Genomic DNA, 24834 nt, shown 5'->3' on the forward strand with positions numbered 1-24834 from the left:
ATAAACTAACAGGAGATGCGTGATGTCTATCATTCTCGGCATTGACCCGGGGTCGCGCATCACCGGTTATGGCGTAATTCGTCAGGTCGGCAGACAGCTGACCTACCTCGGTAGCGGCTGCATTCGCACCAAAGTCGACGATCTTCCTTCACGTCTGAAGTTGATTTATGCAGGCGTGACGGAAATCATCACCCAGTTCCAGCCCGACTATTTTGCCATTGAGCAGGTCTTTATGGCGAAGAATGCCGACTCGGCGCTAAAGCTGGGGCAGGCGCGCGGCGTGGCAATCGTTGCGGCTACTAATCAGGATCTTCCGGTCTTTGAATACGCGGCCCGCCAGGTAAAACAGACCGTGGTGGGTATCGGCAGCGCGGAAAAAAGCCAGGTTCAGCATATGGTACGCACGCTGCTAAAACTCCCGGCAAATCCGCAGGCGGATGCCGCGGATGCGCTGGCGATTGCTATTACCCATTGCCACGTCAGCCAGAACGCCATGCAAATGAGCGAGTCGCGGCTGAATCTGGCGCGAGGTCGGTTACGTTAGTGACAAATGAGGCTGGATATCTATCCAGCCTTTTTTTATGATAGCGCATTACCTTTTAGCCCTTAACGCAGGAGCGTCACGTGATAGGCAGACTCAGAGGCATCATTCTTGAAAAACAACCCCCGTTGGTCCTTCTGGAAACCGGCGGAGTAGGCTATGAAGTCCATATGCCGATGACCTGTTTCTACGAGTTGCCGGAAGCCGGGCAGGAAGCGATTATCTTCACCCATTTTGTGGTGCGTGAAGACGCTCAACTGCTATATGGTTTTAACAACAAACAAGAACGCACGCTGTTTAAAGAGTTAATCAAAACCAATGGCGTCGGGCCGAAGCTGGCGCTGGCGATCCTCTCCGGTATGTCTGCACAGCAGTTCGTTAATGCCGTTGAGCGCGAAGAGCTTGGCGCGCTGGTGAAATTACCGGGCATAGGTAAGAAAACCGCAGAGCGTTTGATTGTGGAAATGAAAGACCGCTTTAAAGGCCTGCATGGCGATCTCTTCACGCCGGCGGCGGATCTGGTCCTGACCTCTCCGGCCAGTCCTGCAACGGATGACGCCGAGCAGGAAGCGGTTGCTGCGCTGGTGGCGTTAGGCTATAAACCACAGGAAGCCAGCCGCATGGTGAGCAAAATCGCTCGCCCTGATGCCAGCAGTGAAACCCTGATTCGTGAAGCGCTTCGCGCGGCATTGTGAGGTAAAGGATGATTGAAGCAGATCGCCTGATTTCGGCTGTCAGCACGACCCCTGAAGATCTGGTGGATCGCGCGATCCGCCCCAAGTTGCTGGAAGAGTATATTGGCCAGCCTCAGGTGCGTTCGCAAATGGAGATTTTTATCCAGGCGGCGAAGCTGCGCGGTGAAGCCCTCGATCACCTGCTGATTTTCGGTCCTCCAGGTCTCGGTAAAACCACGCTTGCCAATATTGTTGCCAATGAAATGGGCGTTAATCTGCGCACCACTTCCGGTCCGGTACTGGAAAAAGCGGGCGATCTGGCGGCAATGCTCACCAACCTTGAACCGCACGATGTGCTGTTTATCGATGAAATCCATCGCCTGTCACCGGTGGTGGAAGAGGTGCTGTATCCGGCGATGGAAGATTATCAGCTGGATATCATGATTGGCGAAGGACCAGCCGCACGTTCGATTAAGATCGATCTGCCGCCGTTTACCCTGATCGGGGCGACGACGCGCGCCGGTTCGTTAACGTCTCCGCTGCGTGACCGCTTCGGTATTGTACAGCGCCTGGAATTCTATCAGGTGGCAGACCTGCAGCACATTGTTGGACGCAGCGCCCGCTTTATGGGGCTGGAAATGAGCGATGAAGGCGCATTGGAAGTGGCACGCCGCGCCCGTGGTACGCCGCGTATCGCCAACCGTTTATTACGCCGGGTACGCGACTTCTCCGAAGTGAAGCATGACGGCACAATTTCAGCAGATATCGCCGCTCAGGCACTGGATATGCTCAATGTGGATGCGGAAGGATTCGATTATATGGACCGTAAGCTGCTGCTGGCGGTTATCGATAAGTTCTTCGGTGGACCGGTCGGACTGGATAACCTGGCGGCGGCGATTGGGGAAGAGCGTGAAACCATTGAGGACGTGCTGGAACCGTATCTGATTCAGCAAGGTTTTCTGCAGCGAACTCCGCGCGGACGTATGGCAACGGTGCGGGCGTGGAACCACTTTGGTATTACACCGCCGGAAATGCCATAAGACTCAATAATCCCTGATGGCGCTACGCCTGTCAGGCCTACGATATGATGCAGGCCTGACAGGCGTAAAACAGATTACTTCAGTTCATCAACCATGGTGACGGCGCGACCAATGTAATTGGCCGGCGTCATTGCTTTCAGGCGTGTTTTCTCGTCTTCAGGCAGCGCCAGACCGTCGATAAACTGCTTCATACCTTCGGCGTCAACGCGTTTGCCGCGGGTCAGTTCCTTCAGCTTCTCGTATGGTTTTTCAATGCCATAGCGACGCATCACGGTCTGGATCGGCTCTGCCAGCACTTCCCAGTTATGATCCAGTTCATCCAGCAGGTGATCGCGGTTCACTTCCAGTTTGCTCACACCTTTCAGCGTGGACTGATAAGCGATCAGCGCATAGCCAATCCCCACGCCCAGGTTACGCAGAACGGTAGAGTCCGTCAGATCGCGCTGCCAGCGGGAGACCGGCAGTTTGCTCGCCAGATGCTGCAGAACCGCGTTAGACAGGCCCAGGTTACCCTCGGAGTTCTCGAAATCGATTGGGTTCACCTTGTGCGGCATGGTGGAGGAACCAATTTCACCCGCGATGGTTTTCTGTTTGAAATGGTTCAGCGCCACGTAACCCCAGACATCGCGGTCGAAGTCGATCAGGATAGTGTTGAAACGGGCGATGCAATCAAACAGCTCGGCAATATAGTCGTGCGGCTCAATCTGCGTGGTGTACGGATTCCACTGGATGCCCAGCGAGGTGACAAATTCTTCGCTGAACTGATGCCAATCCACTTCCGGATAAGCGGCGATGTGGGCGTTATAGTTACCGACTGCACCGTTGATTTTGCCGAGGATTTCGACCTGATTGAGCTGGCGGTACTGACGCTCCATACGGTAAGCCACGTTAGCCATTTCTTTGCCCAGCGTAGACGGGGTGGCTGGCTGACCGTGGGTACGGGAGAGCAGAGGAATATCGCGATACTGTACGGACAAATCTTTAACCGCGTCGATAAGTTTGCGCCAGTACGGCAGAACCACTTCGTCACGGGCGGTTTTCAGCATCAGCGCGTGAGACAGGTTGTTGATGTCTTCTGAGGTACACGCGAAGTGGATGAACTCGGAAACAGCGTGCAGTTCCGGGATATCCGCCACTTTCTCTTTCAGGAAATACTCAACTGCCTTCACGTCATGGTTGGTCGTACGCTCAATGGTTTTGATACGCGCGGCATCTTCTTCATTGAAGTTAGCGACAATCGCATCAAGGAAACCGATTGCGTCGGCAGCAAAAGCAGGAACTTCCTTGATCGCTGCGTGCGCGGCCAGTTTTTGCAGCCAGCGTACTTCAACTTGTACACGGAATTTCAGCAAACCGTATTCGCTGAAAATCCCGCGCAGCGCGCTGACTTTATCGCCGTAGCGTCCATCGACAGGGGAAACGGCGGTCAGTGAGGATAATTCCATAGATCACAACTCCGGGGTTAAATGAGCAAGAATTTGTTTAGCCTGAGTCGTCAGGCGATTACGAGAAAACATGAGTTGCAGACGGCCTCCACCAACCTGATGCCAGAGCACGGCAGCGCGAATGCCAGCCAGCAGGGAAGCGCGTACTTTAGCCTGAACCTGTGGGCTCTGAAGGATGGCCGGGGAGCCCGTAACCTGAATACGTGGGCCGAGTGGGCTGATGACGTCAACATAAATGCCTGCCATCGCACTCATCAACGTTTCTGACTGCAAATCAAAATGGTCCAGTTGGCGCTGCAAGCCGTTGATGCGGTCTCCCAGCGTGTCCATAGCGCCTTTAGCGGCTGACAGCTTACGCTCCAGCACCATCAGGCTTAACGTGTAGCGGGTGAGTTCCGCGTTCAGCCCCTGACGACTGCTGGCGTTGAGCACGCCGAGCATCGTTTCCAGACCTAAACGCAGGTTGGCCTCGCTACCGCCAAACACGCCCAGCGTAGAGCTGGGATTCATGTCGATGACACTGTTCAGTGAAACGTGCAATGCATCGGCATCACAATGCCCCTGGTGCGCCAGTTCCTGCACCAGGCGTGCCGACTGACAAATGCCTGCCAGAGCGAGGGTGATGTCATAATAATTCTTTGCCACGTTCACTGCTTCCTTGTATTAGATGTGTAAGTAATTATACCGGCAGAGGCAATCGTTGTTCGATAATGCCGCCGCCGAGGCACACTTCGCCATTGTAAAAGACAGCCGACTGACCCGGCGTTACCGCCGCGACTGGCTCGTCGAAAATGACTTCAATACGCTCAGCATCCAGCGCCTTAACGGTGCACGGAATGTCGGTCTGACGATAGCGGGTTTTCACCGTGCAGCGCATTGTGCCGGTGAACGGTTCGCGATCGACCCAGTGCAGCTGTTGCGCCACCAGGCCAACGGACATCAGACGCGGGTGTTCATGACCCTGAGCAACAACCAGAATGTTGTTCTCGACGTCTTTATCCACCACGTACCACGGATCTTCCGTGCCTTCTTTCGTCCCGCCAATGCCCAGACCTTTACGCTGACCCAGCGTGTGGTACATCAGGCCCTGATGCTGGCCAATCTCTTCGCCATCAACGGTGATGATTTTGCCTGGCTGAGCCGGCAGATAACGACCGAGAAACTCGCGGAACTTACGTTCGCCGATGAAGCAGATACCGGTTGAGTCTTTTTTCTTGGCCGTAATCAGACCGAGATCTTCGGCAATTTTACGCACCTGCGGTTTTTCCAGTTCGCCTACCGGGAACAGGCTCTGCGCGATTTGTTCATGACCGAGCGTGTAGAGGAAATAGCTCTGGTCTTTATTGCCATCGAGTCCACGCAGCAGGCGGCTTTTGCTGTCGACGTCGGCGCGGCGCACGTAGTGACCGGTGGCGATATAATCGGCACCTAAATCTTCGGCGGCAAACTCGAGGAAGGCTTTAAACTTGATTTCTTTATTGCACAGAATATCGGGGTTTGGCGTACGGCCCGCTTTGTACTCTTCAAGGAACAGTTCAAAGACGTTGTCCCAGTATTCTGCAGCAAAGTTGACGGTATGCAGTTCAATGCCGAGTTTGTCACAGACAGCCTGCGCATCCGCAAGATCGGCGGCCGCTGTGCAATATTCCTCGCCATCGTCCTCTTCCCAGTTCTTCATAAACAGGCCTTCTACCTGATAACCCTGTTGTTGCAACAGCCAGGCAGAAACGGAGGAATCGACACCGCCGGACATGCCGACGATCACTTTTTTTGGGCTTTCAGACATAGGAATACTCACGACATTGAACTTCAAGGCGGCATATTCTAGCACGCAGCCCCTTACTTGACACCCTCTGTAAACGGCCAGTTAAATTCGCCGATCATCGCCAGCGGGTAGCGCTGTCCGCTCTGATAGCAACGAATACTCTCCGCAACCAACGGCGAACGCAGATTTGGCGCTGAGAGAACCTCTTCTGCGCTGACCCAGCGACAGCAATCTATATCGCTGTCATGAGGTTCAGTAGCGCACATATTGGCAAGCTCGATAGAAAACAGAAAACGTAAAAAGGGCGTTTTGTCCGGCGCGATCCATTGATGCATCCGGATGAAGTTTTGCGGCTGCGCTTTGATGCCCGTCTCTTCCCACAGTTCGCGAGCGGCGGCTTGCACCAGGGTTTCATCCGCTTCCAGATGTCCTGCAGGTTGATTCCACAGGGCTTTGCCATTGATTGTTTCCTCAACGACTAAGAACTTATCTTCTGCATGCACAATGCAGGCGACCGTGACGTGCGGTTTGAACATACCTGTTCCTTATTCAGTTAGTTGCATCCCGCCATTGACCGTTGGCGAGATTTTCCAGCGTGTAATCTCCCATGGCATAGCGGATGAGGCGCAGCGTCGGGAATCCAACATGCGCTGTCATACGACGAACCTGGCGGTTACGGCCTTCATATAAAGTAACTTTCAGCCAACTGGTGGGGATATTTTTCCGTTCCCGAATAGGCGGGTTTCTCGGCCACAGCCAGGTGGGTTCCTCTACTATTTCAATACCTGCGGGCAGCGTGGGACCATCATTGAGCGTCACCCCGGTACGCAGCGCATCCAGCGCTTCTGCTGTCGGCTCGCCTTCGACCTGGACGTAATAGATTTTCCCCGTGCGCTTGCCAGGTTGCGTTAACCGCGCCTGCAGCGCGCCGTCATTGGTCAGCACCAAAAGTCCTTCGCTGTCCCGGTCGAGTCGGCCCGCAGCATAGATTCCCGGCACGGGAATAAAATCTTTTAACGTGCTTCTGCCCGCCTCGTCAGTAAATTGTGGCAAAACATCGTAGGGTTTATTGAACAAAACCACGCGTTTTGGCTGGTTTTCTTTACGCTGCCTGGTGACTTGTCGTGAGCTGAATCGCTCAACCCGGTGATTTCTAAAAGAAGTTTTTTGCATGGTATTTTCAGATTATATCAATTGCCGCATTATAGCCTAAGAACGAGTGTCTTTCATGGCGACGAACATTAGGGTAGTATTGACATGCTCATTACAAAACATTAACAAAAAATTGCTCTAACGCATTCGTGCAGCAGGACGCAAACGCACATGCAGCGCGATGACAGACGAGCAGAACCAGAAGCGCTCGAAGGAGAGGTGAATGGAAAGCAAAGTAGTTGTTCCGGCGGAAGGTAAGAAGATCACCCTGCAAAACGGCAAACTCAACGTTCCTGAAAATCCGATTATCCCGTTCATTGAAGGCGACGGTATCGGCGTTGATGTAACCCCACCGATGATCAAAGTTGTCGATGCTGCTGTCGAGAAAGCCTATAAAGGCGAGCGTAAAATCTCCTGGATGGAAATCTACACCGGCGAGAAATCCACTCAGGTTTATGGCCAGGACGTCTGGCTGCCTGCTGAAACCCTTGATCTGATTCGTGAATATCGTGTTGCCATCAAAGGCCCACTGACCACCCCAGTTGGCGGCGGTATTCGCTCTCTGAACGTTGCCCTGCGTCAGGAACTTGACCTGTATGTCTGCCTGCGCCCGGTGCGTTATTACCAGGGCACGCCTAGCCCGGTTAAGCACCCTGAACTGACCGACATGGTCATCTTCCGTGAAAACTCCGAAGATATCTACGCAGGTATCGAATGGAAAGCGGACTCTGCAGATGCCGAGAAAGTGATTAAATTCCTGCGCGAAGAGATGGGCGTGAAGAAAATCCGCTTCCCGGAGCATTGCGGTATTGGTATCAAACCGTGTTCTGAAGAAGGGACTAAACGTCTGGTCCGTGCGGCGATCGAATACGCCATCGCTAACGATCGTGATTCTGTTACCCTGGTACACAAAGGTAACATCATGAAATTCACCGAAGGCGCGTTCAAAGACTGGGGCTACCAGTTAGCGCGTGAAGAATTCGGTGGTGAACTGATCGACGGCGGTCCGTGGGTGAAAATCAAGAACCCGAAAACCGGTAAAGAGATCGTGGTTAAGGATGTTATCGCCGATGCGTTCCTGCAACAGATCCTGCTGCGTCCGGCTGAATATGATGTGATTGCCTGTATGAACCTTAACGGCGACTACATCTCCGATGCGCTGGCCGCACAGGTTGGTGGTATTGGTATCGCGCCGGGCGCGAACATCGGTGACGAATGTGCGCTGTTCGAAGCAACCCACGGTACTGCACCGAAGTATGCAGGTCAGGATAAAGTGAACCCAGGTTCCATTATTCTGTCCGCTGAAATGATGCTGCGCCACATGGGTTGGGTTGAAGCGGCTGACCTGATTGTTAAAGGTATGGAAGGCGCGATTAACGCGAAAACCGTAACTTACGATTTCGAACGCCTGATGGATGGCGCTAAACTGCTGAAATGTTCAGAGTTTGGCGACGCAATCATCGAAAACATGTAATCCAGATACTGGGTTGTGTGAAAACGGGAACCGAGAGGTTCCCGTTTTTTTTATGCCTGAACTCGCGGTTGCGTAATACGTAAACCACTCACAATTGCTGCCAGCGAGGCCAGAATGCCTGCGGCTATCAGCGAGACGTGCGTTCCACTGTCGCCAAACTGGTTTAGCATCAGCGCGACCAGCGCGGCCCCGGTACTCTGACCCAGCAAGCGCGCCGTCCCCAGCATTCCGCTCGCCCCACCGCTGCGTTCACGCGGCGCGGAGGTGATGATGGTGTGATTATTTGGGGACTGGAACAAGCCAAAGCCCGCGCCGCACAGAATCATCGGCCAGATGATATTAAAATCGGAGGGGGAAACGGGCAGCAGCACCAGCGAAAACAACCCACTGGCCATCAACGCCATGCCCAGTGCGCCCAACAGCCCGGCGTGAATGCGTTCAATCAGATATCCCGCCAGCGGCGCCATCACCATGGTTGCCAGCGGCCATGGCGTCAACAGCAGGCCTGTTTCGACCTCGCTGCGTCCGAGCACCGTTTGCATAAAGAAGGGCAGGGAAACCAATGCCAGCATTTGTGCGCAGAATGAACATATCGAGGTACAAATCGAGAGTGAAAACAGTGGAATGCGTAACAGGTCAACCGGCAGTAACGGCACCTCCAGCGCGAGCTGGCGTCGGATAAAGAAAAAACCTACCACCATAAGCGCCACAAGCTCGGCACCAATCAGTTTTAGCGACTGTCCTTGTGCAAAGCCGCTGAGCGCCGTAATTAACAAGCCAAACGTTAAGGCATTCATTATCGCACTGGGCAGGTCAAAGCGTGGTTTAGTGCCGCGGGACGCATTGGGCGGCAAAAAGCGCATCGCCAGCAACAGGGCAACTATTCCCAGCGGGACGTTAATTAGAAACAGCCATTTCCAGGAGGCAATAGAAAGAATTGCTGCGGCAATGGTCGGACCCGCAGCCGAGGAGACCGCGACGATAAAAGAGTTAATCCCCATCCCCCGCCCAAGCTGACGCTGGGGATAAATAAGTCGGATCAATGCCGTATTCACGCTCATTAGCGCCGCACCGCCAAAACCCTGGGCGACGCGAGCCAGCGTCAGCATGTGCAACGAATCTGACAAGGCACAAAATAGCGATGCAAGCAGGAACACGACCAGGCCACACTTATAAATGCGCCGGTAACCGAACATATCGCCTAAAAAAGAGAGGGACAGGAGCGAAACGACGATCGCGATTTGATAGGCGTTCACAATCCAGATTGAGCTGGCAGGTGAGGCCTGAAGATCGGCGGCGATAGTTGGCAGGGCCACGTTCGCTATTGCACCGTCGAGTACTGCCATAGAAATGCCAATAACAATGGTTAAAATTGCGCCATATCGCTGGGGCAATGGCAGACCATCGGCCTGAATTTTTTCCATAGAAAGTCGATATTTGTGGAATTTATGATGAGAGTAATAATTTTAGCATTGATATTCAGGTGTTAGGTCGCAGATTTGTAACTAAGTGAGCAAAGAGCGATTGCGAGGGTTGGTACGTGAAATTATAATAAAAACCGGTTCTGATTTTTATAAAACACTCGAAAGGGGTGATAAATGGCAATCGCAGATCTGGATAAGCAACCCGATTCTGTATCTTCCGTGCTGAAAGTTTTTGGCATTCTGCAGGCGCTGGGTGAAGAGCGCGAAATTGGTATTACCGAGTTGTCGCAACGCGTCATGATGTCGAAAAGCACCGTTTATCGCTTTTTGCAGACCATGAAAACGCTGGGTTATGTGGCACAGGAAGGGGAGTCAGAGAAATACTCACTGACCCTGAAATTATTCGAGCTGGGCGCGCGCGCGTTGCAAAACGTCGATCTTATCCGTAGCGCTGACATTCAGATGCGCGAACTTTCGCGCCTGACTAAAGAGACTGTACACCTCGGTGCGTTGGATGAAGACAGCATTGTCTACATTCACAAAATCGACTCTATGTACAATCTGCGCATGTATTCCCGCGTTGGTCGTCGTAATCCGCTGTACAGTACAGCTATCGGTAAAGTTCTACTGGCATGGCGTGACCGCGATGAAGTGAAGCAGATTCTGGATGGCATTGAGTACAAACGCAGCACCGATCGTACCATTACGAATACTGATGAATTACTGCTACTGCTGGATAAAGTACGTGAGCAGGGTTACGGCGAAGATAACGAAGAACAGGAAGAAGGCCTGCGCTGCATCGGCGTACCGGTGTTTGACCGTTTCGGCGTGGTTATTGCGGGGTTGAGTATTTCATTCCCAACGCTGCGTTTCTCAGAAGAGCGTTTACACGAGTATGTGGCAATGCTGCATACGGCAGCGCGCAAGATTTCAGAACAAATGGGCTATAACGACTATCCGTTCTAATCTGACGTAATCGCGAATGTAAAAAACCCCAAGTATTTTGTACCTGGGGTTTTTTATGAACAGTCATAACGTTACCTGGCGTAAAAAACGTATCGAATGTAATGTTGCATTATTAGCCGTTATCGATAATGACCGTGCTTTTCCTTAACAGGGGACAATCCGACAGGCCAATGATACCGCTACTGGTGTGGACGTACTGTGCCGTGCTGGTTCCACGGGCAGTCAGATATTGGCATTGCAGACCCAGACCGGCAGCATTCTCCTTACTTCCAATCAAAATTCCATAGCCGCTCAATAATAAACCGATCCAAACCAGAGCTAACAACACAATAGCGCGGATAATCAGACGCATTACAACCTCTTATCTTTTCTCATTGTTATTAGATTAGCCTGTACACGGTATGAAACAAGTCAATCATTCCTAAAAAGATTGAATGCCTATACAGTTAACGCTGGGTTTAGGTAACGCATGATAATTTATAGACATAAGATGTGGAGTTGAAGAGTGGAGCTGGAGTGAAAAAAATTCGCTGGGTAGTGCTGATTGTTGTTGTACTGGTATGCATACTGATGTGGGCGCAGGTGTTCAACATCATGTGCGATCAGGACGTACAATTTTTCAGCGGTATTTGTGCCTTCAATAAATTTATTCCCTGGTAAGCGCATTTTCGCAACAGTTGATTACCTTCTTGTGCGGCAGTGGTAAACTACACTGTCTACATTGAGGTGGTAAAATGAACGAAGTTTTGAATTCTGGCGCGTTGAGTTTTGCGTCTTTAGCGGTATCGGTGGTGGTTCTGATTGTTGGGCTTGTTCTTTGGTTTTTTATCAATCGGGCAAGTTCGCGTACTAACGAGCAGATTGAGCTGCTTGAAGCATTGTTAGATCAGCAAAAAAGACAGAACGCTTTGTTACGTCGCCTTTGCGAAGCTAACGAACCCGAGAAAGCAGCAGAGCCTACTGCACTGCCCATTAAGGATGAAGACGATGACATCATCCGCCTGGTAGCTGAGCGGTAAAAAAGGTATGGCAGGATGAGGAAAGGCTGTTGTTGTTCTCAGTTGCTTCATCCTGTCGTCAGCGCGTCAGATTATTTTCTTCTGTCCCCGTCGTGTAATTGGCGGCCGGGCAGTCATCTATTCTCAGTATTTTCAGATGCTCCGACTAATTAATATCTTATCCCCAGTCTGATATAAATATAATCTTCCATACGTAAAAAATATGATTATGTCATTTTTGTGATAACGATCGTTTTATTAACAGCGAAACGTTTCTCTTACTTTTTTTGTGCCTTGTCATCATTCTTTCATTATTTTGGTGCAAAACCAGAAGGCGGATCTCATTTTTACGCTTGTGACATTTTATGCATTACTAAGCATAAAAAATGATATCTGGCAGAACCCGTAACAGATAACCTGGAACAACTGAAGCTATTGAGCTATGGTAGAAATATCCCGGCTATGGCGCAAGTCAGGCGGGGATAGGGGAGAGAGGCGAGAATATAATTCTACTCGATCTGGCGCATAACTGTGCAGTTGCTGTTTGATGGACGACGGGATTTGTGCGACCGATCGAGACACGTTTAAAAATGGCTTGCCATTATTAACGTTGTATGTGATAACACGTTTTGGGTTAAACGAGGTACAGTTCTGTTTATGTGTGGCATTTTCAGTAAAGAAGTCCTGAGTAAACACGTTGACGTTGAATACCGCTTCTCTGCCGAACCTTATATTAGTGCCTCAAGCAGTAATGTCTCAGTTTTATCTATGTTATGCCCGCGGGCGAAGAAAATACTCTAAGGAATTTTGCAAATGGCAAAGATTAAAGGTCAAGTTAAGTGGTTCAACGAGTCTAAAGGTTTTGGTTTCATTACTCCGGCTGATGGCAGCAAAGACGTGTTCGTACACTTCTCCGCTATCCAGGGTAACGGCTTCAAAACTCTGGCTGAAGGCCAGAACGTTGAGTTCGAAATTCAGGACGGCCAGAAAGGTCCGGCTGCTGTTAACGTAACAGCTATCTGATCGACACCACTGATTTGAAGCGCTTTTGCGCATCCATCTCAGATATAAAGCCTCGCTTATGCGGGGCTTTTTAATTCAAATTACGTCAAAATATTACTGAATGCCCATCCATTAGCGCTTTGTTGCAAAGGCGTGATGTTCGTAGCATAGTTTTCCCCGCTTTCTTACGGCATTTCCCGTTAAATCAGACACCTGAATAACTATCTTGTTGGAGTTCGGGTGAAAAAGAAAAACGACGGCGATGCGCGCAATTTTACTCCCGTACGTTTTGCCCTGCTTTGCGTGGCAATATTATTGAGCCTTGGATTGCTGCTGGGGCGGGTTGCGTGGTTGCAAATTGTCACGCCGACGAATCTGGTGAAACAGGAAGACATGCGTTCCTTACGCGAGGTGTCCATCGCTTCGCCACGCGGAATGATAACCGACAGAGAAGGGCGACCGCTGGCGGTAAGCGTTCCGGTTAACGCCGTCTGGGCCGATCCGAAGACGATTATCAGCAAGGGTGGCGTTGGCTATAACGAACGTTGGCAGGCGTTAGCGAAAACGCTGCATATTTCGCTCAGCACGCTGGCTGAACGCGTTAACAGCAATCCAGCCGGGCGGTTTATCTATCTGGCGCGCCAGATCTCTCCTCAGCAGGCAGAATGGGTCGATAAACTGGATCTGCCGGGAATCAACCTGCGTGAAGAGTCCCGCCGCTTTTATCCCGCCGGACATGTTGCGGCCAATCTGATTGGTTTCACCAACATTGACGGTCAGGGGATTGAAGGGCTGGAGAAAAGCTTCAATAGCCAGTTGATGGGCAAACCTGGCTCCCGCCTGGTACGGAAAGACAAATTTGGCCATGTCATCGAAAATATCACGGAAGTGATGCCGGTGCCGGCGCATGAATTACAGCTCAGCATTGATGAGCGTTTGCAGACGGTTACTGAAGACTCGCTGGACAATGCCGTGACATGGAATAAAGCGGAATCAGGGGCCGCAGTGCTGGTCAACATTGCCACCGGCGAAATACTCTCCATGGCAAGCTTTCCCGATTTCAATCCCAATAACCGTGATGGCGCGGTACTGGATGATTTTCGTAATCGTGCAATTAGCGATACCTTTGAACCCGGTTCAACCGTAAAACCACTGGTGATTATGACCGCTCTGCAGCAGGGGATAGTACAGCCTGACAGCGTGATTGATACTCATCCTTTTATTGTTGATGGGCATCGCATCCGCGACGTCGGATTTTACCCGGAGCTATCGCTGACCGGGATCTTGCAGAAATCGAGCGATACCGGCGTGTCACACCTTTCGCTGGCGATGCCGGTACAGAAATTACTGAATACCTATAAAAGCTTTGGCTTTGGCGATCCAACCGGACTGGGTTTAACCGGGGAAAGTCGCGGATTAATGCCTCAACGCCGCTACTGGAGCGATCTGGACCGGGCAACCTTCGCATTTGGCTATGGATTAATGGTGACGCCGCTCCAACTGGCGCATGTATATGCCACCATCGGCAGTTTTGGTATCTATCGACCCCTTTCTATTACGCGTATCGATCCGCCGGTAATAGGTACGCGGGTGATGCCGGAGGCGTTGGTTCACCAGGTTGAACATATGATGGAAAGCGTCGCGCTACCCGGCGGCGGGGGAACCAAGGCTGCGGTCAGAGATTATCGCGTCGCGGTTAAGACCGGAACGGCAAAGAAAATTGGCGATGACGGCAAATATGTCGATAAATATGTGGCCTATACGGCGGGCGTTGCGCCAGCAAGCGACCCAAAGTTCGCGCTGGTTGTGGTTATAAATAACCCGCAAAACGGTGCTTATTATGGGGGGGCAGTCTCCGCACCGGTATTCAGCCAGATAATGGGTGATGTCCTGCGTCTGGAAAACGTAAAGCCTGACGGTATGCCTGCCGACTCCGAGCATCTGCTGGTAATGCACGGCAGCAACGTATCCTCGCCGTCGCTGTAAGTTATTTTCCCAGGGCGTAATTCGCGTTACACTTGCGCCCTTAAGTCACCTGCCGGAGTTGTCATGTCGTTTTCCTGTCCTCTTTGCCACCAGCCTCTTACTCAAGCGAATAACAGTTTTGTCTGCCCTGGGCGGCACCAGTTTGACGTGGCGAAAGAAGGGTATGTCAACTTACTGCCGGTTCAGCACAAACGGTCGCGCGATCCGGGTGATAGCGCGGAGATGATGCAGGCGCGCCGGGCATTTCTCGATGCCGGACATTATCAGCCGCTGCGCGATGCAATTGTGGATGCGCTCACCCAGAGGTTGAGTTCAGAAGATGCGGCGATCCTGGATATTGGCTGTGGGGAAGGGTATTACACCCATGCGTTTGCCGATGCGCTGACGGGCTGTACAACCTTTGGTCTTGACGTCTCTAAAGTGGCGATTAAGTCCGCAGCCCGACGTTATTCGCAGGTGACCTTTTGCGTTGCCTCCAGCCATCGCCTGCCGTTTGCCGACGAGTCAATGGATGCCATCATCCGGATCTACGCTCCCTGTAAAGCGCCGGAGCTGGCTCGCGTGGTCAAACCGGGGGGCTGGGTTATTACCGCCACGCCGGGTCCGCGTCATTTAATGGAGCTGAAAGGGCTGATTTATGATGAGGTGCGTTTGCATGCGCCGCACACTGAGCAACTGGACGGTTTTGTTCTGCAAGAGAGTCTTGCGCTGGGGTATCAGATGCAGCTCAAAGGTAGCGAGGCCGTTGCGTTACTGCAAATGACGCCGTTCGCCTGGCGGGCAAAGCCGGAAGTGTGGGAAACGTTAGCCGGTAAAACGACGTTTGACTGCCAGACAGACTTTAGTATTCATATCTGGCAGCGCCTGAATTAACCGTGGAAGTGTGCCCAGAGGATCTGGGCGCCAATACCTATCAGTACCACCCCGCCCAAAATTTCAGCTCGCTTGCCCAGCATCGGGCCAATGAAACGACCGATCATCATGCCGAGCGTAGACATAATCAACGTGGCGCAGCCGATGGCCAGCGCTGTGGCAATAATGTTGACCTGCAGGAAAGCCAGACCCACCCCGACGGCCATTGCGTCGAGACTGGTTGCAATGGCGGTGGTGACCAGCAGCCAGAAGCCATGGCGGCGCTGTGGCTCTTCATCTTCATCCCCGTCGTCGCGAAAGCCTTCTATTATCATTCGTCCGCCTAAAAAGATCAGCAGAATGAAGGCGATCCAATGGTTCCACTCCAGTACAAATTTGCTGGCGAGCATACCCATGCCCCAGCCAATGAGCGGCGTAAGCGTTTCAACGGCACCGAAAATAAGGCCGGTGCGCAGTGCTTCAGAAAATTTGGGTTTATGCAGGGTGGCGCCTTTGCCAATTGATGCAGCGAAAGCATCCATCGACATGCCGAAAGCAAGAAGAACAGTAGCGGTGAGATTCATAACAGCGTCCTGACCGGGGTATCCATAACACACATCACTGCCCCCAGTAACCATGCATACAGGCTGGAATCACTGTAAATACAGCGCCATTCAGGTATGCATTGCAGTTGATGTGCCTATGGTCTCGCCTGACTGAACCTGTAAGATCAGTCCGTACGCGCCACGTTTTTCAACGAGTATGTTGACACGTACATTTCCGGAGTCTGGAAATCGGCTACTCCCCAACGACGGGCGCAACCTTAACATATTTTGAGAATATAAAACAAGAAACGCAGAAATAATATTTGGCCTCTAATTGAAAACGATTTTCATTTAGATTTATTTATAAATAAAACGTTAAAATAAATAACATTATGAGCGGTGGGATATAGCCTTAGCTATGTTTATTTTTGAATGGATATATAAAAAACATAGTTCAGGCTATATTTGTAACTTACTGATTTGAAATTAAAAGTTTATATATGTTTTCGAGATCGTCTATATTCCGTACGCGAATCAGTAATCTTCGATGTTCTAATTGCATCACCAGGACGCCGTCTTCAGATAAATTCATCTCTTTAATCCGGTTATATTCAATCCAGACATTGGCGAAAAAAAAGCCTTTCTGTTTGAAGATGATTTTTGGCGTACGGATCCAAAACAGATACAGTCCCATCAATACCAGTGCACATAATAACCATGTGGTAAATTGCGCGCCGTGGCTGGTGATGTTGTTGTAGATAAGAATAGCAATCAAGCCAAGGAAGATAACGCTGTCGACTCTGCTACGAGGAAGCAGGGCGACAGACAACAGAGTAGGGCCATTACGGCGGGGCATGATGAACTGATCGTAAATGGCATACGCCAGCAGCGAAAAGATAAAAAGAACCAGCACCAGGTCCGTGATAGTCATGAATCCTCAACCCTCTAAATAGAAAAACCGGGGGCAAGCCCCCGGCGGTGTACAACAGTCTTACAGGCCGAGCAGTCCGACAGCGTAGCCCGCGATACCGATGACGAAGAAGCCAACGATGATCCACAGCGGGTTCACTTTTTTACGCAGCAGCCACATACAGGCGAAAGTCAACAGCAGAGGAACCAGACCCGGCATCAGCTGGTCAAGGATAGTCTGCACAGTGGTGACGCGAGTCTGACCATCCTGACCGGTGATGGTGGAAACCACCAGCGGGATGTTTACGTGCGTCCACTTGTTAACCAATGCCCCCATGACAAACAGGCCGAGGATTGACGCCCCCTCAGTCAGTTTCTGCAGGAAGCCGCCGCCCATATCTTTAACGATATCGATACCTTTACGGTAGCCGTATGCCACACCGTAGTAACGGGTTGCCAGACGAACCAGGTTAAACAGGATGAAGAACAGCAGTGGTCCAAGCAGACTGCCGCTCATCGCGATACCTGCGCCAAGTGCGGCGAATACCGGACGTACGGTACCCCAGAAGATCGGGTCGCCCACGCCTGCAAGCGGTCCCATCAGACCAACTTTGATACCGTTGATGGCACCATCGTCAATCTCTGCGCCGTTTGCACGCTGCTCTTCCATCGCCAGCGTAACGCCCAATACGGGGGCCGCTACGTACGGATGGGTATTAAAGAATTCCAGGTGACGCTTAATAGCCTGCTTACGTGCGTCGTTGTTTTCCGGGTACAAGCGGCGGATAGCCGGCACCATGGAGAAACAGAAACCCAGCGCCTGCATACGTTCGAAGTTCCAGGAACCCTGAAACAGGTTAGAACGAAGGAACACGCCACGAATGTCACTCGGAGTGAGTTTTTTCTCGGTGGTAGTTTTAGTCATATCAACCATTTCGCTCACCTGCTAGTCCAGTTCGTTATCGAGATCGTTATTGCCAGCCGCAGCAGCAGGTGCACCGGCTACGCGGTTATATTTCGGGCTCAGCTGAATGTAGAGGATAGCCATTACTGCGCCAATCACACCCAGAGCAACCAGGTTGAAGTTAGTAAATGCCGCGGTGACGAAGCCGAGGTAGAAGAATGGCATCAGGTAGCCTGCGCGCATCATGTTGATGACCATCGCATAACCAACCACTACGATCATACCCCCTGCGATGTTCAGACCGCCGGTCACAACTTCCGGAATGGCATTAAGCATGCTCTGAACTTCACTGGTACCAACAGAAATCGCCACGATTACCGCCGGGATAGCGATACGCATAGCCTGCAGGAACAGGGAGGATACGTGCAGCCAGGAGATCGCCGTCAGGTTACCGTTTTCTGCCGCCTTATCCGCTGCGTGCTGGAATGCTACGGTGATAGTACGAACGATGATGGTCAGTACCTGGCCTGCTGCTGCCAGTGGGATAGCCAGCGCGATACCTGCACCAATGCTTTGGTGACCCGCGATAACCAGAACGGTAGAGATAATTGAGGCCAATGCGGCATCAGGTGCAACCGCAGCACCGATGTTCATCCAGCCCAGGGCGATCATTTCCAGGGTACCACCGATGATGATACCGGTTTTCATATCACCGAGAACGGCACCAATCAGCGTACAGGCCACCAACGGACGGTGGAACTGAAATTCATCGAGTACCGACTCCATACCCGCGATACATGCGACGATGAACACCAGCACAATCTGAAGAGTGGTAATCTCCATTGTACTTCTCCTATTGCTATACAGACTTAAGTGTGAAAACTAAGTAAATGCCAGGGCGTTATTTCACCTTGGCAATCAAATCCATCATTTTCAGTTTCTGATCGGTAGAAACCTTACGAGCCTCGAGCTCAATACCGCGTTCGTTGAGTTTCTTGAAGGCTTCGATGTCTTTTTCATCGACAGAAATTGCGTTGTTTACCTGCGTTTTACCCTGACGGAAAGCCATACCGCCAATGTTTACAGAGGTAATTTTCACACCACCTTCAACGATACGTTCTACGTCGGTCGGGTTGGTAAACAACAGCATCACACGCTCACCTGCATATTTCGGGTTGTTGTAGACGCGGATCATTTTCGCGACATCAACCACATGCGCCGTCACACCCGGAGGTGCAACCTGGGTCAGCAGCGTTTTACGCACGGTATCGGCGGCAACTTCATCACTGACGACGATAATGCGTGTTACGTTGGTTTCTTTGGTCCAGCGAGTTGCCACCTGACCATGGATTAAGCGGTCATCAATACGCGCCAGGCCGATCTGCATATAATCGTTCGGACCCATCGGTTTGGCGGGAGCTGCTGCTTTTGGCGCCGCGACTGGGGCTGGAGCGGCTTTCTCCACCGGTTTTGCTTTCAGCGCTTTCACGCCTTCACTACCGGTTTCAACGGCCAGTGCCACTAATTCATCGAAGCTGGGGTTGTCATCACGCGCCATGAAGGTTTCAACCAGCATGGGAATGTTCACACCGGCGATGACTTCGTAATGCTCTTTATCGACGACAATGCGGCTCGCAGCGTTAAACGGGCTGCCTCCCCATGTGTCAACGAGAAACAGCACGCCTTTACTGGTATCGAGTTTTGCCAACTGAGCGTTGTACTTTTCAATCAGCGTTTCGGCATTTTCGCCTGGAACGAAATCGATCCAGCCGACGTTTTCCTGCTCGCCTAACAGCATTTCTGCTGTCTTAAGTAACTGCTCTGCAGCCCAACCATGTGTGCCTATTACAATAGCAATGGTCACTTGCTACCTCCTTTATTATCGTTAACACATCAACGTGAAGATGTATTTGAATCGTCGTCCGCAATCGAATCGATTCAGATAAGGGTTACAAAGAAAAACCTATGATTTTCGTGAATTATTTTAGATATCGAAAAAAATATTTTATGTGATGAAGATCCGTAATTTAACTTCCGATAAAAAGAAATTTCGAAGGGTAAAATATCTCCGAAACAACTTATTGCAAAGGAAGGTAAATCTTTGCTAAAAAACGGTTGTCTCTGTTATGTTTAGCATCGGTTTAATTACTCAGGAGTATAGGGCAGTAGCTCACCATATGGATCGTCACCGACGTCATTTCACTATCAGGCCGTATCAAGCCTGTCAGATTGGCACTTTTTGCCACAAATTTTCTCTGCATATCGCTTCAACGCCTGAGATCCTCAGCGCGCAGTTTGGTCATTCCTTAAGCAGGAGCTTGTCATGGAATTATTAATGGACCCGCAGATTTGGGTGGGTTTGCTCACGCTTGTCGTTCTCGAAATTGTTCTGGGTATCGATAACCTGGTCTTCATTGCGATCCTGGCTGATAAGCTGCCGCCAAAACAGCGAGATAAAGCGCGTTTAATCGGTTTGTCACTGGCACTGGTTATGCGCCTGGGCTTGTTGTCCGTGATTTCGTGGATGGTGACGCTAACTAAGCCGCTATTTACGGTAATGGACTACTCGTTCTCGGGGCGCGATCTGATCATGCTGCTGGGGGGGATTTTCCTCTTGTTCAAGGCCACGACAGAGCTGCATGAGCGGCTGGAAAACCGTGAACATGATACCGGCCAGGCAAAAGGGTATGCGAGTTTTTGGGTTGTTGTGACGCAGATTGTCATACTCGACGCGGTATTCTCGCTGGATGCCGTTATTACGGCGGTCGGTATGGTCAACCATCTGCCGGTGATGATGGCGGCGGTCGTGATTGCTATGGCCGTGATGCTGCTGGCTTCTAAGCCGCTGACACGATTTGTGAACCAACATCCGACGGTGGTGGTGCTGTGTCTGAGCTTCCTGTTAATGATCGGTCTGAGCCTGGTTGCCGAAGGGTTTGGCTTCCATATTCCGAAAGGCTATCTGTATGCGGCGATTGGCTTCTCAATCATCATTGAGTTGTTTAACCAGATTGCCCGTCGGAACTTTATTCGCCACCAGTCGACGCTGCCGCTGCGTGCGCGCACTGCCGATGCAATCCTGCGTCTGATGGGGGGTAAAAGTCAGGCCAGCGCGCAGATGGAATCCGACAACCCGGTGCCGGTTCCCGTCCCGGAAGGCGCATTTGTGGAAGAAGAACGCTATATGATCAACGGCGTCCTTTCTCTGGCATCGCGTTCATTACGCGGCATTATGACGCCTCGTGGCGAAATTAGCTGGGTTGATGCAGACCTGAGCGTGGAGGAAATTCGCGAGCAATTGCTCTCGTCACCACACAGCCTGTTCCCGGTGTGTCGTGGCGAACTGGATGAAATCATCGGTATTGTGCGTGCTAAAGAGCTACTGGTCGCGCTGGAAGACGGTGTGGATGTGGCGGCCATTGCCTCCGCGTCTCCGGCTATTATTGTCCCGGAAACGCTGGATCCTATCAATCTGTTAGGTGTTCTGCGACGCGCCCGCGGCAGCTTTGTTATCGTCACTAACGAGTTTGGTGTAGTCCAGGGTCTGGTCACGCCGCTGGACGTATTAGAAGCTATTGCCGGTGAATTCCCGGATGCTGATGAAACGCCTGAAATTATTGCTGATGCAGGCGGTTGGTTGGTGAAAGGTGGTACCGATCTGCATGCGTTGCAACAGGCGCTGGACGTGGATACGTTAGTGAATGAAGATGAAGACATCGCCACGGTGGCAGGTTTAGTCATTGCCGCTAACGGCCATATTCCACGCGTAGGTGATGTTATCGATGTTGCACCGTTGAGCATTACGATTGTCGAAGCCAATGACTATCGTGTGGATTTAGTTCGCATTGTTAAAGAACAACCCGCTCACGACGAAGACGAGTAAGCGGGGTTAGCGAAACGGCATAACGTGCATACTGTGTCGCCCGTTATGCCGGGCGGGCGGCGGCGTGCTGCCCGCCAGCCATTTGGGAAAATCGCGCAGCGGCATCGGCTTTGCATACAAAAAGCCTTGCAATAAATGTACTCCGTGTCGGCGCAAATGCTGTGCCTGCGCCTGTGTTTCAACGCCTTCCGCCACCAGTTCGATATTCAGTTTTTTCCCCAAAGCGATAATGATGTCTGTGACGGTTGAGTTCACGGCGTCTGTCCCGATTGCCGAGGTAAATGATTTATCAATCTTCAGCACATCCGGGCGAAGCTTTTCCAGCCAGGAGAGCGAGCTGTTGCCGGTGCCGAAATCGTCAATTGCCAGCTTTACGCCAAGCCGATTTAACTCGCGCACGACCCGATAATCCACATCCAGCAACGCATCGCGCTCGGTGAGTTCGATAACCAACTGCTGAATAGGGTGCTGGCTGAACCAGTACTGGTTGAGATCTTTTAGCAGCGTACCGTTACGAAAATGGCTGGCGGCAACATTTATCCCAATATGAAACTGGCTGCTCATCGGGAATACGTGCCGTTGCTGAATGGTTTCTGCGATGACATGACGGGTAAGCGGCACAATCAGGTTGTGCTCCTCTGCGATGGGAATAAACACTTCGGGAGAGATCCAACCCTGGCGCGGGTTATTCCAGCGTAAAAGGATTTCCACTCCCATACATTGCTGGGTTTGCGCATTAAGTAGCGGCTGGCAAAACAGCTCGAATTCCCGTGCAGCAAGGGCCAGATTTATCTCCCAGGAGAAGCTCATTCTGCTGGCGGTCGCCAGCCATGCCAGGTAGCCCACTAAAAAACTTAGGATCACCGCCAGCGGCAGTTGTGTTGGTAGATGTTTTATAGCCAGTTCGCTGGCACCCGGACCGGTGACGCTGATAGTAAAGGGGAAATGTTGCGATGAGAGCTGGTAGCGTTTTTCATTATCCAGTTCAGGTAGCGTATCGACAACACCCTGTCCATATAGCAAATGGCGATTACCGACGGTTAAGCTGGCATGGGTAATTTGCGGTGGCTGGGGTTCAAGCAACATGGACGATAATAAATCAATGTTAACGATTTCCAGCACGCCATCTGAGCCATCGGCAGATGCTGGATACCATTGCGTCAGAATCGGACTGCCCTTAATCAACGAATGGTCGGTAGACAGCAGCAATTGCGGCTCCCGACTGGGTAACTCAGGCTCCAGTTGGCGAATAGGCACATTGCGATAGCCAAAAATGCTGGAACAATAAAGGATCCCGCTCTGAATCAGGCTGATAGAACGTACCGTTTGCAGTCTGGCTGCATGCTTACTCAGAGGTAAACGCGCAACTGAGCAGGGAAGCCCAATCAGCGGTAGCAGTACATCGCGTCCGGTCTGTAGGGGCAAAAGCACGTCATCCAACTCTTCAACGGCGTGGTTGGCAAAGGTAACGGTATTGCGATGATTTAAATTACGCTCCGAAATAAATCGGACAGTTAATGTGAGAATGAGCGTCAGTAGTGCACATAATGTGCAGACGATTAAGCGATTCCGGCGATAGTTCTTGATGATCCTTTGCGCTGTTTGCATGCGGGCCGCCCGATAAGCCGTTGGTCACAGTAGCCAACAGCAACAGAGCAAGTGTAGTGGGGAAAATTACGCCAGACGAGGGAGAGGGGGCAAATTCGCCCATCCGTCGCAGATGGGCGAAAAATAAGTATTAGTCACATTGAACTTTGATTGCCAGACCACCGCGTGACGTTTCACGGTATTTGGCGTTCATGTCTTTACCTGTTTCGTACATGGTCTCAATGACTTTATCCAGCGAGACGCGCGGAGCGCTGGTACGGCGCATTGCCATACGCGCAGCGTTGATCGCCTTCACTGACGCAATGGCATTACGTTCGATGCACGGAACCTGTACCTGTCCCGCCACCGGATCGCAGGTTAAGCCGAGGTTATGTTCCATGCCGATTTCAGCAGCAACACACACCTGCTCAGGGCTTGCGCCTAACAGTTCAGCCAGACCCGCGGCAGCCATGGAACAGGCTACGCCCACTTCACCCTGACAACCCACTTCTGCACCAGAGATAGACGCGTTCATTTTATACAACGCGCCAATCGCGCCGGCCGCCAGGAAATAACGAGTATAGATATCCGGGCTGACGGACTCGATGAAATGATCGTAATAGGCCAGTACCGCAGGCACGATACCGCAAGCACCGTTGGTTGGCGCAGTAACTACGCGACCACCCGCGGCGTTTTCTTCGTTAACGGCCAGCGCGAACATGTTCACCCAGTCGATCACGTTCATCGGATCGTTGGACAGCTTGTCGCTGGAAACCAGCATACGACGCAGGGCTGAAGCACGACGAGGAACGCGCAGCGGACCCGGCAGCACGCCTTCGGTGTTCATACCACGATCGATACAAGCCTGCATGGTTTGCCAGACGTTACCAAAGTACTCTTCAATCTCTTTTTTACTGTGCAGAGCAAGTTCGTTCTGCATCGCCATGCCAGAGAGAGACAGGCCGGTGCTGTTGCAGTATTCCAGCATTTCAGTGGCGGATTTGAACGGATAAGGCACACTGACCTCGCCCGCGGCATCCTGACCAAAATGTTCTTCATCAACGATGAATCCACCGCCGATAGAGTAGTAGGTTTTGCTGTAAATGACGGTTTCGCCACTGTACGCGTGGATCTGCATTCCGTTTTCATGCAGCGGCAGGTTGCCGTTGTGAAAACGCATTCCGTCATTCTGCGGGAAATCCACTTCGTGTTGGCCCTGCGCAAGCAGCAGGCGTCCACGCGTTTCTACGTCGCGGATAAATCCGGGGATGCTGTCAATATCCACGGTAGCAGGCTCATTGCCCGCCAGACCCATAATAATGGCGATATCGGTATGGTGACCTTTACCCGTGAGCGACAGTGAACCATACACGTCGACGGCGACACGAGTAACGCTGTCCAGTAATCCTTTTTCGACCAGGTCATCGACGAACTGTTTACCCGCCTTCATAGGCCCTACGGTATGGGAAGATGAGGGACCAATCCCCACCTTAAACATGTCGAATAGACTAATCACGATAATACTCCTACAGGGCGACTGGGGTTTCCAGTAACGATGTTATAACTGCGCATAGTGTAAGAGGGAACGCGGCGATCGGCTTAACTATTCACATGAATTAAACTAATAGATAACCGCGGTTTTACTAATGTTGTGACCTGAGTTTCAAGTTGTCTATGGTGTGCGTAA

27 protein-coding genes are annotated in these 24834 nt (G+C 51.5%); 13 read left to right on the plus strand and 14 right to left on the minus strand.

From position 1 onward, the window contains the following. Positions 1–22: 22 nt before the first annotated feature. From ruvC to ruvB, 3 genes are all read left to right on the plus strand, one after another. On the plus strand, positions 23–544 hold the full coding sequence (gene ruvC, locus O6D90_RS09940) for a crossover junction endodeoxyribonuclease RuvC (RefSeq protein WP_003034867.1): 522 nt from the start codon (positions 23–25) through the stop codon (positions 542–544). 80 nt (positions 545–624) lie between these two features. Next, the gene (ruvA, locus tag O6D90_RS09945) at positions 625–1236 is read left to right on the plus strand and encodes a Holliday junction branch migration protein RuvA (protein WP_016153412.1); all 612 of its coding nucleotides are present in this window, start codon (positions 625–627) and stop codon (positions 1234–1236) included. Between the two features lie 8 nt (positions 1237–1244). Further along, positions 1245–2255, plus strand: coding sequence for a Holliday junction branch migration DNA helicase RuvB (gene ruvB / locus O6D90_RS09950; protein WP_016153411.1), 1011 nt, complete (start codon positions 1245–1247; stop codon positions 2253–2255). A 74-nt stretch (positions 2256–2329) separates the two neighbouring features. Here the strand turns inward: ruvB and purB are convergent, their stop codons facing one another. Genes purB through rluE form a run of 5 tightly spaced genes read right to left on the minus strand, consistent with a single transcriptional unit; the run spans position 2330 to position 6638 of the window. Next, entirely contained in the window at positions 2330–3700 is a 1371-nt protein-coding gene (purB, locus tag O6D90_RS09955) for an adenylosuccinate lyase (protein ID WP_016153410.1), read from the minus strand. 3 nt (positions 3701–3703) lie between these two features. After that, positions 3704–4345, minus strand: coding sequence for a high frequency lysogenization protein HflD (hflD, locus tag O6D90_RS09960; protein WP_016153409.1), 642 nt, complete (start codon positions 4343–4345; stop codon positions 3704–3706). Positions 4346–4379: 34 nt separating this feature from the next. Further along, a complete protein-coding gene (mnmA, locus tag O6D90_RS09965) occupies positions 4380–5486 on the minus strand; it encodes a tRNA 2-thiouridine(34) synthase MnmA (protein ID WP_016156802.1) in 1107 nt (368 codons plus the stop codon). A gap of 53 nt (positions 5487–5539) precedes the next feature. Next, positions 5540–6001 (minus strand): NUDIX hydrolase, encoded by a 462-nt coding sequence (locus tag O6D90_RS09970; protein WP_016156801.1) that lies wholly within the window; start codon positions 5999–6001, stop codon positions 5540–5542. Between the two features lie 13 nt (positions 6002–6014). Continuing rightward, on the minus strand, positions 6015–6638 hold the full coding sequence (rluE, locus tag O6D90_RS09975; RefSeq protein ID WP_016156800.1) for a 23S rRNA pseudouridine(2457) synthase RluE: 624 nt from the start codon (positions 6636–6638) through the stop codon (positions 6015–6017). 202 nt (positions 6639–6840) lie between these two features. Between rluE and icd the strand changes: the two genes are divergently transcribed. Further along, on the plus strand, positions 6841–8091 hold the full coding sequence (gene icd, locus O6D90_RS09980; protein ID WP_003030769.1) for an NADP-dependent isocitrate dehydrogenase: 1251 nt from the start codon (positions 6841–6843) through the stop codon (positions 8089–8091). 50 nt (positions 8092–8141) lie between these two features. Here icd and O6D90_RS09985 read toward each other — a convergent pair whose 3' ends face one another. Continuing rightward, positions 8142–9515, minus strand: a complete 1374-nt coding sequence (locus O6D90_RS09985) for an MFS transporter (protein WP_016156799.1) — start codon at positions 9513–9515, stop codon at positions 8142–8144. A gap of 174 nt (positions 9516–9689) precedes the next feature. Between O6D90_RS09985 and kdgR the strand changes: the two genes are divergently transcribed. Beyond that, entirely contained in the window at positions 9690–10481 is a 792-nt protein-coding gene (gene kdgR / locus O6D90_RS09990; protein WP_016156798.1) for a DNA-binding transcriptional regulator KdgR, read from the plus strand. A gap of 112 nt (positions 10482–10593) precedes the next feature. On the opposite strand, the gene O6D90_RS09995 is transcribed toward kdgR, so the two are convergent. Continuing rightward, positions 10594–10833, minus strand: coding sequence for a YobH family protein (locus O6D90_RS09995; RefSeq protein ID WP_016153403.1), 240 nt, complete (start codon positions 10831–10833; stop codon positions 10594–10596). A gap of 164 nt (positions 10834–10997) precedes the next feature. Between O6D90_RS09995 and mgrB the strand changes: the two genes are divergently transcribed. The 6 genes from mgrB to rlmA all read left to right on the plus strand — a co-directional run bounded on the left by mgrB (position 10998) and on the right by rlmA (position 15340). After that, complete coding sequence (mgrB, locus tag O6D90_RS10000; protein WP_016153402.1) at positions 10998–11141, plus strand: PhoP/PhoQ regulator MgrB; 144 nt, start codon at positions 10998–11000, stop codon at positions 11139–11141. A 74-nt stretch (positions 11142–11215) separates the two neighbouring features. Then, positions 11216–11500, plus strand: a complete 285-nt coding sequence (locus tag O6D90_RS10005) for a YebO family protein (protein ID WP_016156797.1) — start codon at positions 11216–11218, stop codon at positions 11498–11500. Positions 11501–12136: 636 nt separating this feature from the next. Beyond that, positions 12137–12280 (plus strand): DUF2627 domain-containing protein, encoded by a 144-nt coding sequence (locus O6D90_RS10010; protein WP_006684179.1) that lies wholly within the window; start codon positions 12137–12139, stop codon positions 12278–12280. Between the two features lie 12 nt (positions 12281–12292). Next, complete coding sequence (cspE, locus tag O6D90_RS10015) at positions 12293–12502, plus strand: transcription antiterminator/RNA stability regulator CspE (RefSeq protein ID WP_001062678.1); 210 nt, start codon at positions 12293–12295, stop codon at positions 12500–12502. Between the two features lie 219 nt (positions 12503–12721). Then, positions 12722–14467: a peptidoglycan glycosyltransferase FtsI gene (gene ftsI / locus O6D90_RS10020; RefSeq protein ID WP_016156796.1), complete on the plus strand. Its 1746-nt coding sequence runs from the start codon at positions 12722–12724 to the stop codon at positions 14465–14467. A gap of 63 nt (positions 14468–14530) precedes the next feature. Then, entirely contained in the window at positions 14531–15340 is an 810-nt protein-coding gene (rlmA, locus tag O6D90_RS10025; protein WP_016156795.1) for a 23S rRNA (guanine(745)-N(1))-methyltransferase, read from the plus strand. On the opposite strand, the gene mntP is transcribed toward rlmA, so the two are convergent. The 5 genes from mntP to manX all read right to left on the minus strand — a co-directional run bounded on the left by mntP (position 15337) and on the right by manX (position 19541). Beyond that, a complete protein-coding gene (gene mntP, locus O6D90_RS10030) occupies positions 15337–15903 on the minus strand; it encodes a manganese efflux pump MntP (RefSeq protein ID WP_016153398.1) in 567 nt (188 codons plus the stop codon). The genes rlmA and mntP overlap by 4 nt on opposite strands. Positions 15904–16336: 433 nt before the next feature. Next, positions 16337–16795 (minus strand): DUF986 family protein, encoded by a 459-nt coding sequence (locus O6D90_RS10035; protein WP_016153397.1) that lies wholly within the window; start codon positions 16793–16795, stop codon positions 16337–16339. Between the two features lie 60 nt (positions 16796–16855). Next, positions 16856–17707 carry a PTS mannose transporter subunit IID gene (locus tag O6D90_RS10040; RefSeq protein ID WP_016153396.1) on the minus strand — a complete coding sequence of 284 codons (852 nt, stop codon included), beginning with the start codon at positions 17705–17707 and terminating at the stop codon, positions 16856–16858. Positions 17708–17719: 12 nt separating this feature from the next. Further along, entirely contained in the window at positions 17720–18520 is an 801-nt protein-coding gene (manY, locus tag O6D90_RS10045) for a PTS mannose transporter subunit IIC (protein WP_016153395.1), read from the minus strand. A gap of 58 nt (positions 18521–18578) precedes the next feature. Then, positions 18579–19541 carry a PTS mannose transporter subunit IIAB gene (gene manX, locus O6D90_RS10050; RefSeq protein WP_016153394.1) on the minus strand — a complete coding sequence of 321 codons (963 nt, stop codon included), beginning with the start codon at positions 19539–19541 and terminating at the stop codon, positions 18579–18581. A gap of 313 nt (positions 19542–19854) precedes the next feature. Between manX and O6D90_RS26340 the strand changes: the two genes are divergently transcribed. Both O6D90_RS26340 and yoaE read left to right on the plus strand, forming a co-directional pair. After that, the gene (locus O6D90_RS26340; protein WP_371745393.1) at positions 19855–20013 is read left to right on the plus strand and encodes a protein YoaL; all 159 of its coding nucleotides are present in this window, start codon (positions 19855–19857) and stop codon (positions 20011–20013) included. Then, positions 20001–21560, plus strand: a complete 1560-nt coding sequence (gene yoaE, locus O6D90_RS10055; RefSeq protein ID WP_016153393.1) for a CNNM family cation transport protein YoaE — start codon at positions 20001–20003, stop codon at positions 21558–21560. Before O6D90_RS26340 ends, yoaE begins: the two co-directional genes overlap by 13 nt. 6 nt (positions 21561–21566) lie before the next feature. On the opposite strand, the gene O6D90_RS10060 is transcribed toward yoaE, so the two are convergent. After that, positions 21567–23168, minus strand: a complete 1602-nt coding sequence (locus O6D90_RS10060; protein ID WP_016156794.1) for an EAL domain-containing protein — start codon at positions 23166–23168, stop codon at positions 21567–21569. Positions 23169–23298: 130 nt separating this feature from the next. Beyond that, a complete protein-coding gene (gene sdaA, locus O6D90_RS10065; RefSeq protein ID WP_016153391.1) occupies positions 23299–24663 on the minus strand; it encodes an L-serine ammonia-lyase in 1365 nt (454 codons plus the stop codon). Positions 24664–24834: the final 171 nt, after the last annotated feature.

This window comes from Citrobacter sp. 21OH12SH02A-Citro, from assembly GCF_027919895.1.
GTDB lineage: Bacteria > Pseudomonadota > Gammaproteobacteria > Enterobacterales > Enterobacteriaceae > Citrobacter > Citrobacter braakii.

Excerpts from the sequence above, each read along its gene's own strand:
- ruvC (WP_003034867.1), top strand. The coding sequence starts at position 23 with ATGTCTATCATTCTCGGCATTGACCCGGGGTCGCGCATCACCGGTTAT.
- ruvB (WP_016153411.1), top strand. The coding sequence starts at position 1,245 with ATGATTGAAGCAGATCGCCTGATTTCGGCTGTCAGCACGACCCCTGAA.
- purB (WP_016153410.1), bottom strand. The coding sequence starts at position 3,700 with ATGGAATTATCCTCACTGACCGCCGTTTCCCCTGTCGATGGACGCTAC.
- mnmA (WP_016156802.1), bottom strand. The coding sequence starts at position 5,486 with ATGTCTGAAAGCCCAAAAAAAGTGATCGTCGGCATGTCCGGCGGTGTC.
- O6D90_RS09970 (WP_016156801.1), bottom strand. The coding sequence starts at position 6,001 with ATGTTCAAACCGCACGTCACGGTCGCCTGCATTGTGCATGCAGAAGAT.
- rluE (WP_016156800.1), bottom strand. The coding sequence starts at position 6,638 with ATGCAAAAAACTTCTTTTAGAAATCACCGGGTTGAGCGATTCAGCTCA.
- icd (WP_003030769.1), top strand. The coding sequence starts at position 6,841 with ATGGAAAGCAAAGTAGTTGTTCCGGCGGAAGGTAAGAAGATCACCCTG.
- O6D90_RS09985 (WP_016156799.1), bottom strand. The coding sequence starts at position 9,515 with ATGGAAAAAATTCAGGCCGATGGTCTGCCATTGCCCCAGCGATATGGC.
- kdgR (WP_016156798.1), top strand. The coding sequence starts at position 9,690 with ATGGCAATCGCAGATCTGGATAAGCAACCCGATTCTGTATCTTCCGTG.
- O6D90_RS09995 (WP_016153403.1), bottom strand. The coding sequence starts at position 10,833 with ATGCGTCTGATTATCCGCGCTATTGTGTTGTTAGCTCTGGTTTGGATC.
- O6D90_RS10005 (WP_016156797.1), top strand. The coding sequence starts at position 11,216 with ATGAACGAAGTTTTGAATTCTGGCGCGTTGAGTTTTGCGTCTTTAGCG.
- O6D90_RS10010 (WP_006684179.1), top strand. The coding sequence starts at position 12,137 with ATGTGTGGCATTTTCAGTAAAGAAGTCCTGAGTAAACACGTTGACGTT.
- cspE (WP_001062678.1), top strand. The coding sequence starts at position 12,293 with ATGGCAAAGATTAAAGGTCAAGTTAAGTGGTTCAACGAGTCTAAAGGT.
- rlmA (WP_016156795.1), top strand. The coding sequence starts at position 14,531 with ATGTCGTTTTCCTGTCCTCTTTGCCACCAGCCTCTTACTCAAGCGAAT.
- mntP (WP_016153398.1), bottom strand. The coding sequence starts at position 15,903 with ATGAATCTCACCGCTACTGTTCTTCTTGCTTTCGGCATGTCGATGGAT.
- O6D90_RS10035 (WP_016153397.1), bottom strand. The coding sequence starts at position 16,795 with ATGACTATCACGGACCTGGTGCTGGTTCTTTTTATCTTTTCGCTGCTG.
- O6D90_RS10040 (WP_016153396.1), bottom strand. The coding sequence starts at position 17,707 with ATGGTTGATATGACTAAAACTACCACCGAGAAAAAACTCACTCCGAGT.
- manY (WP_016153395.1), bottom strand. The coding sequence starts at position 18,520 with ATGGAGATTACCACTCTTCAGATTGTGCTGGTGTTCATCGTCGCATGT.
- O6D90_RS26340 (WP_371745393.1), top strand. The coding sequence starts at position 19,855 with ATGGATCGTCACCGACGTCATTTCACTATCAGGCCGTATCAAGCCTGT.
- yoaE (WP_016153393.1), top strand. The coding sequence starts at position 20,001 with ATGGAATTATTAATGGACCCGCAGATTTGGGTGGGTTTGCTCACGCTT.
- O6D90_RS10060 (WP_016156794.1), bottom strand. The coding sequence starts at position 23,168 with ATGCAAACAGCGCAAAGGATCATCAAGAACTATCGCCGGAATCGCTTA.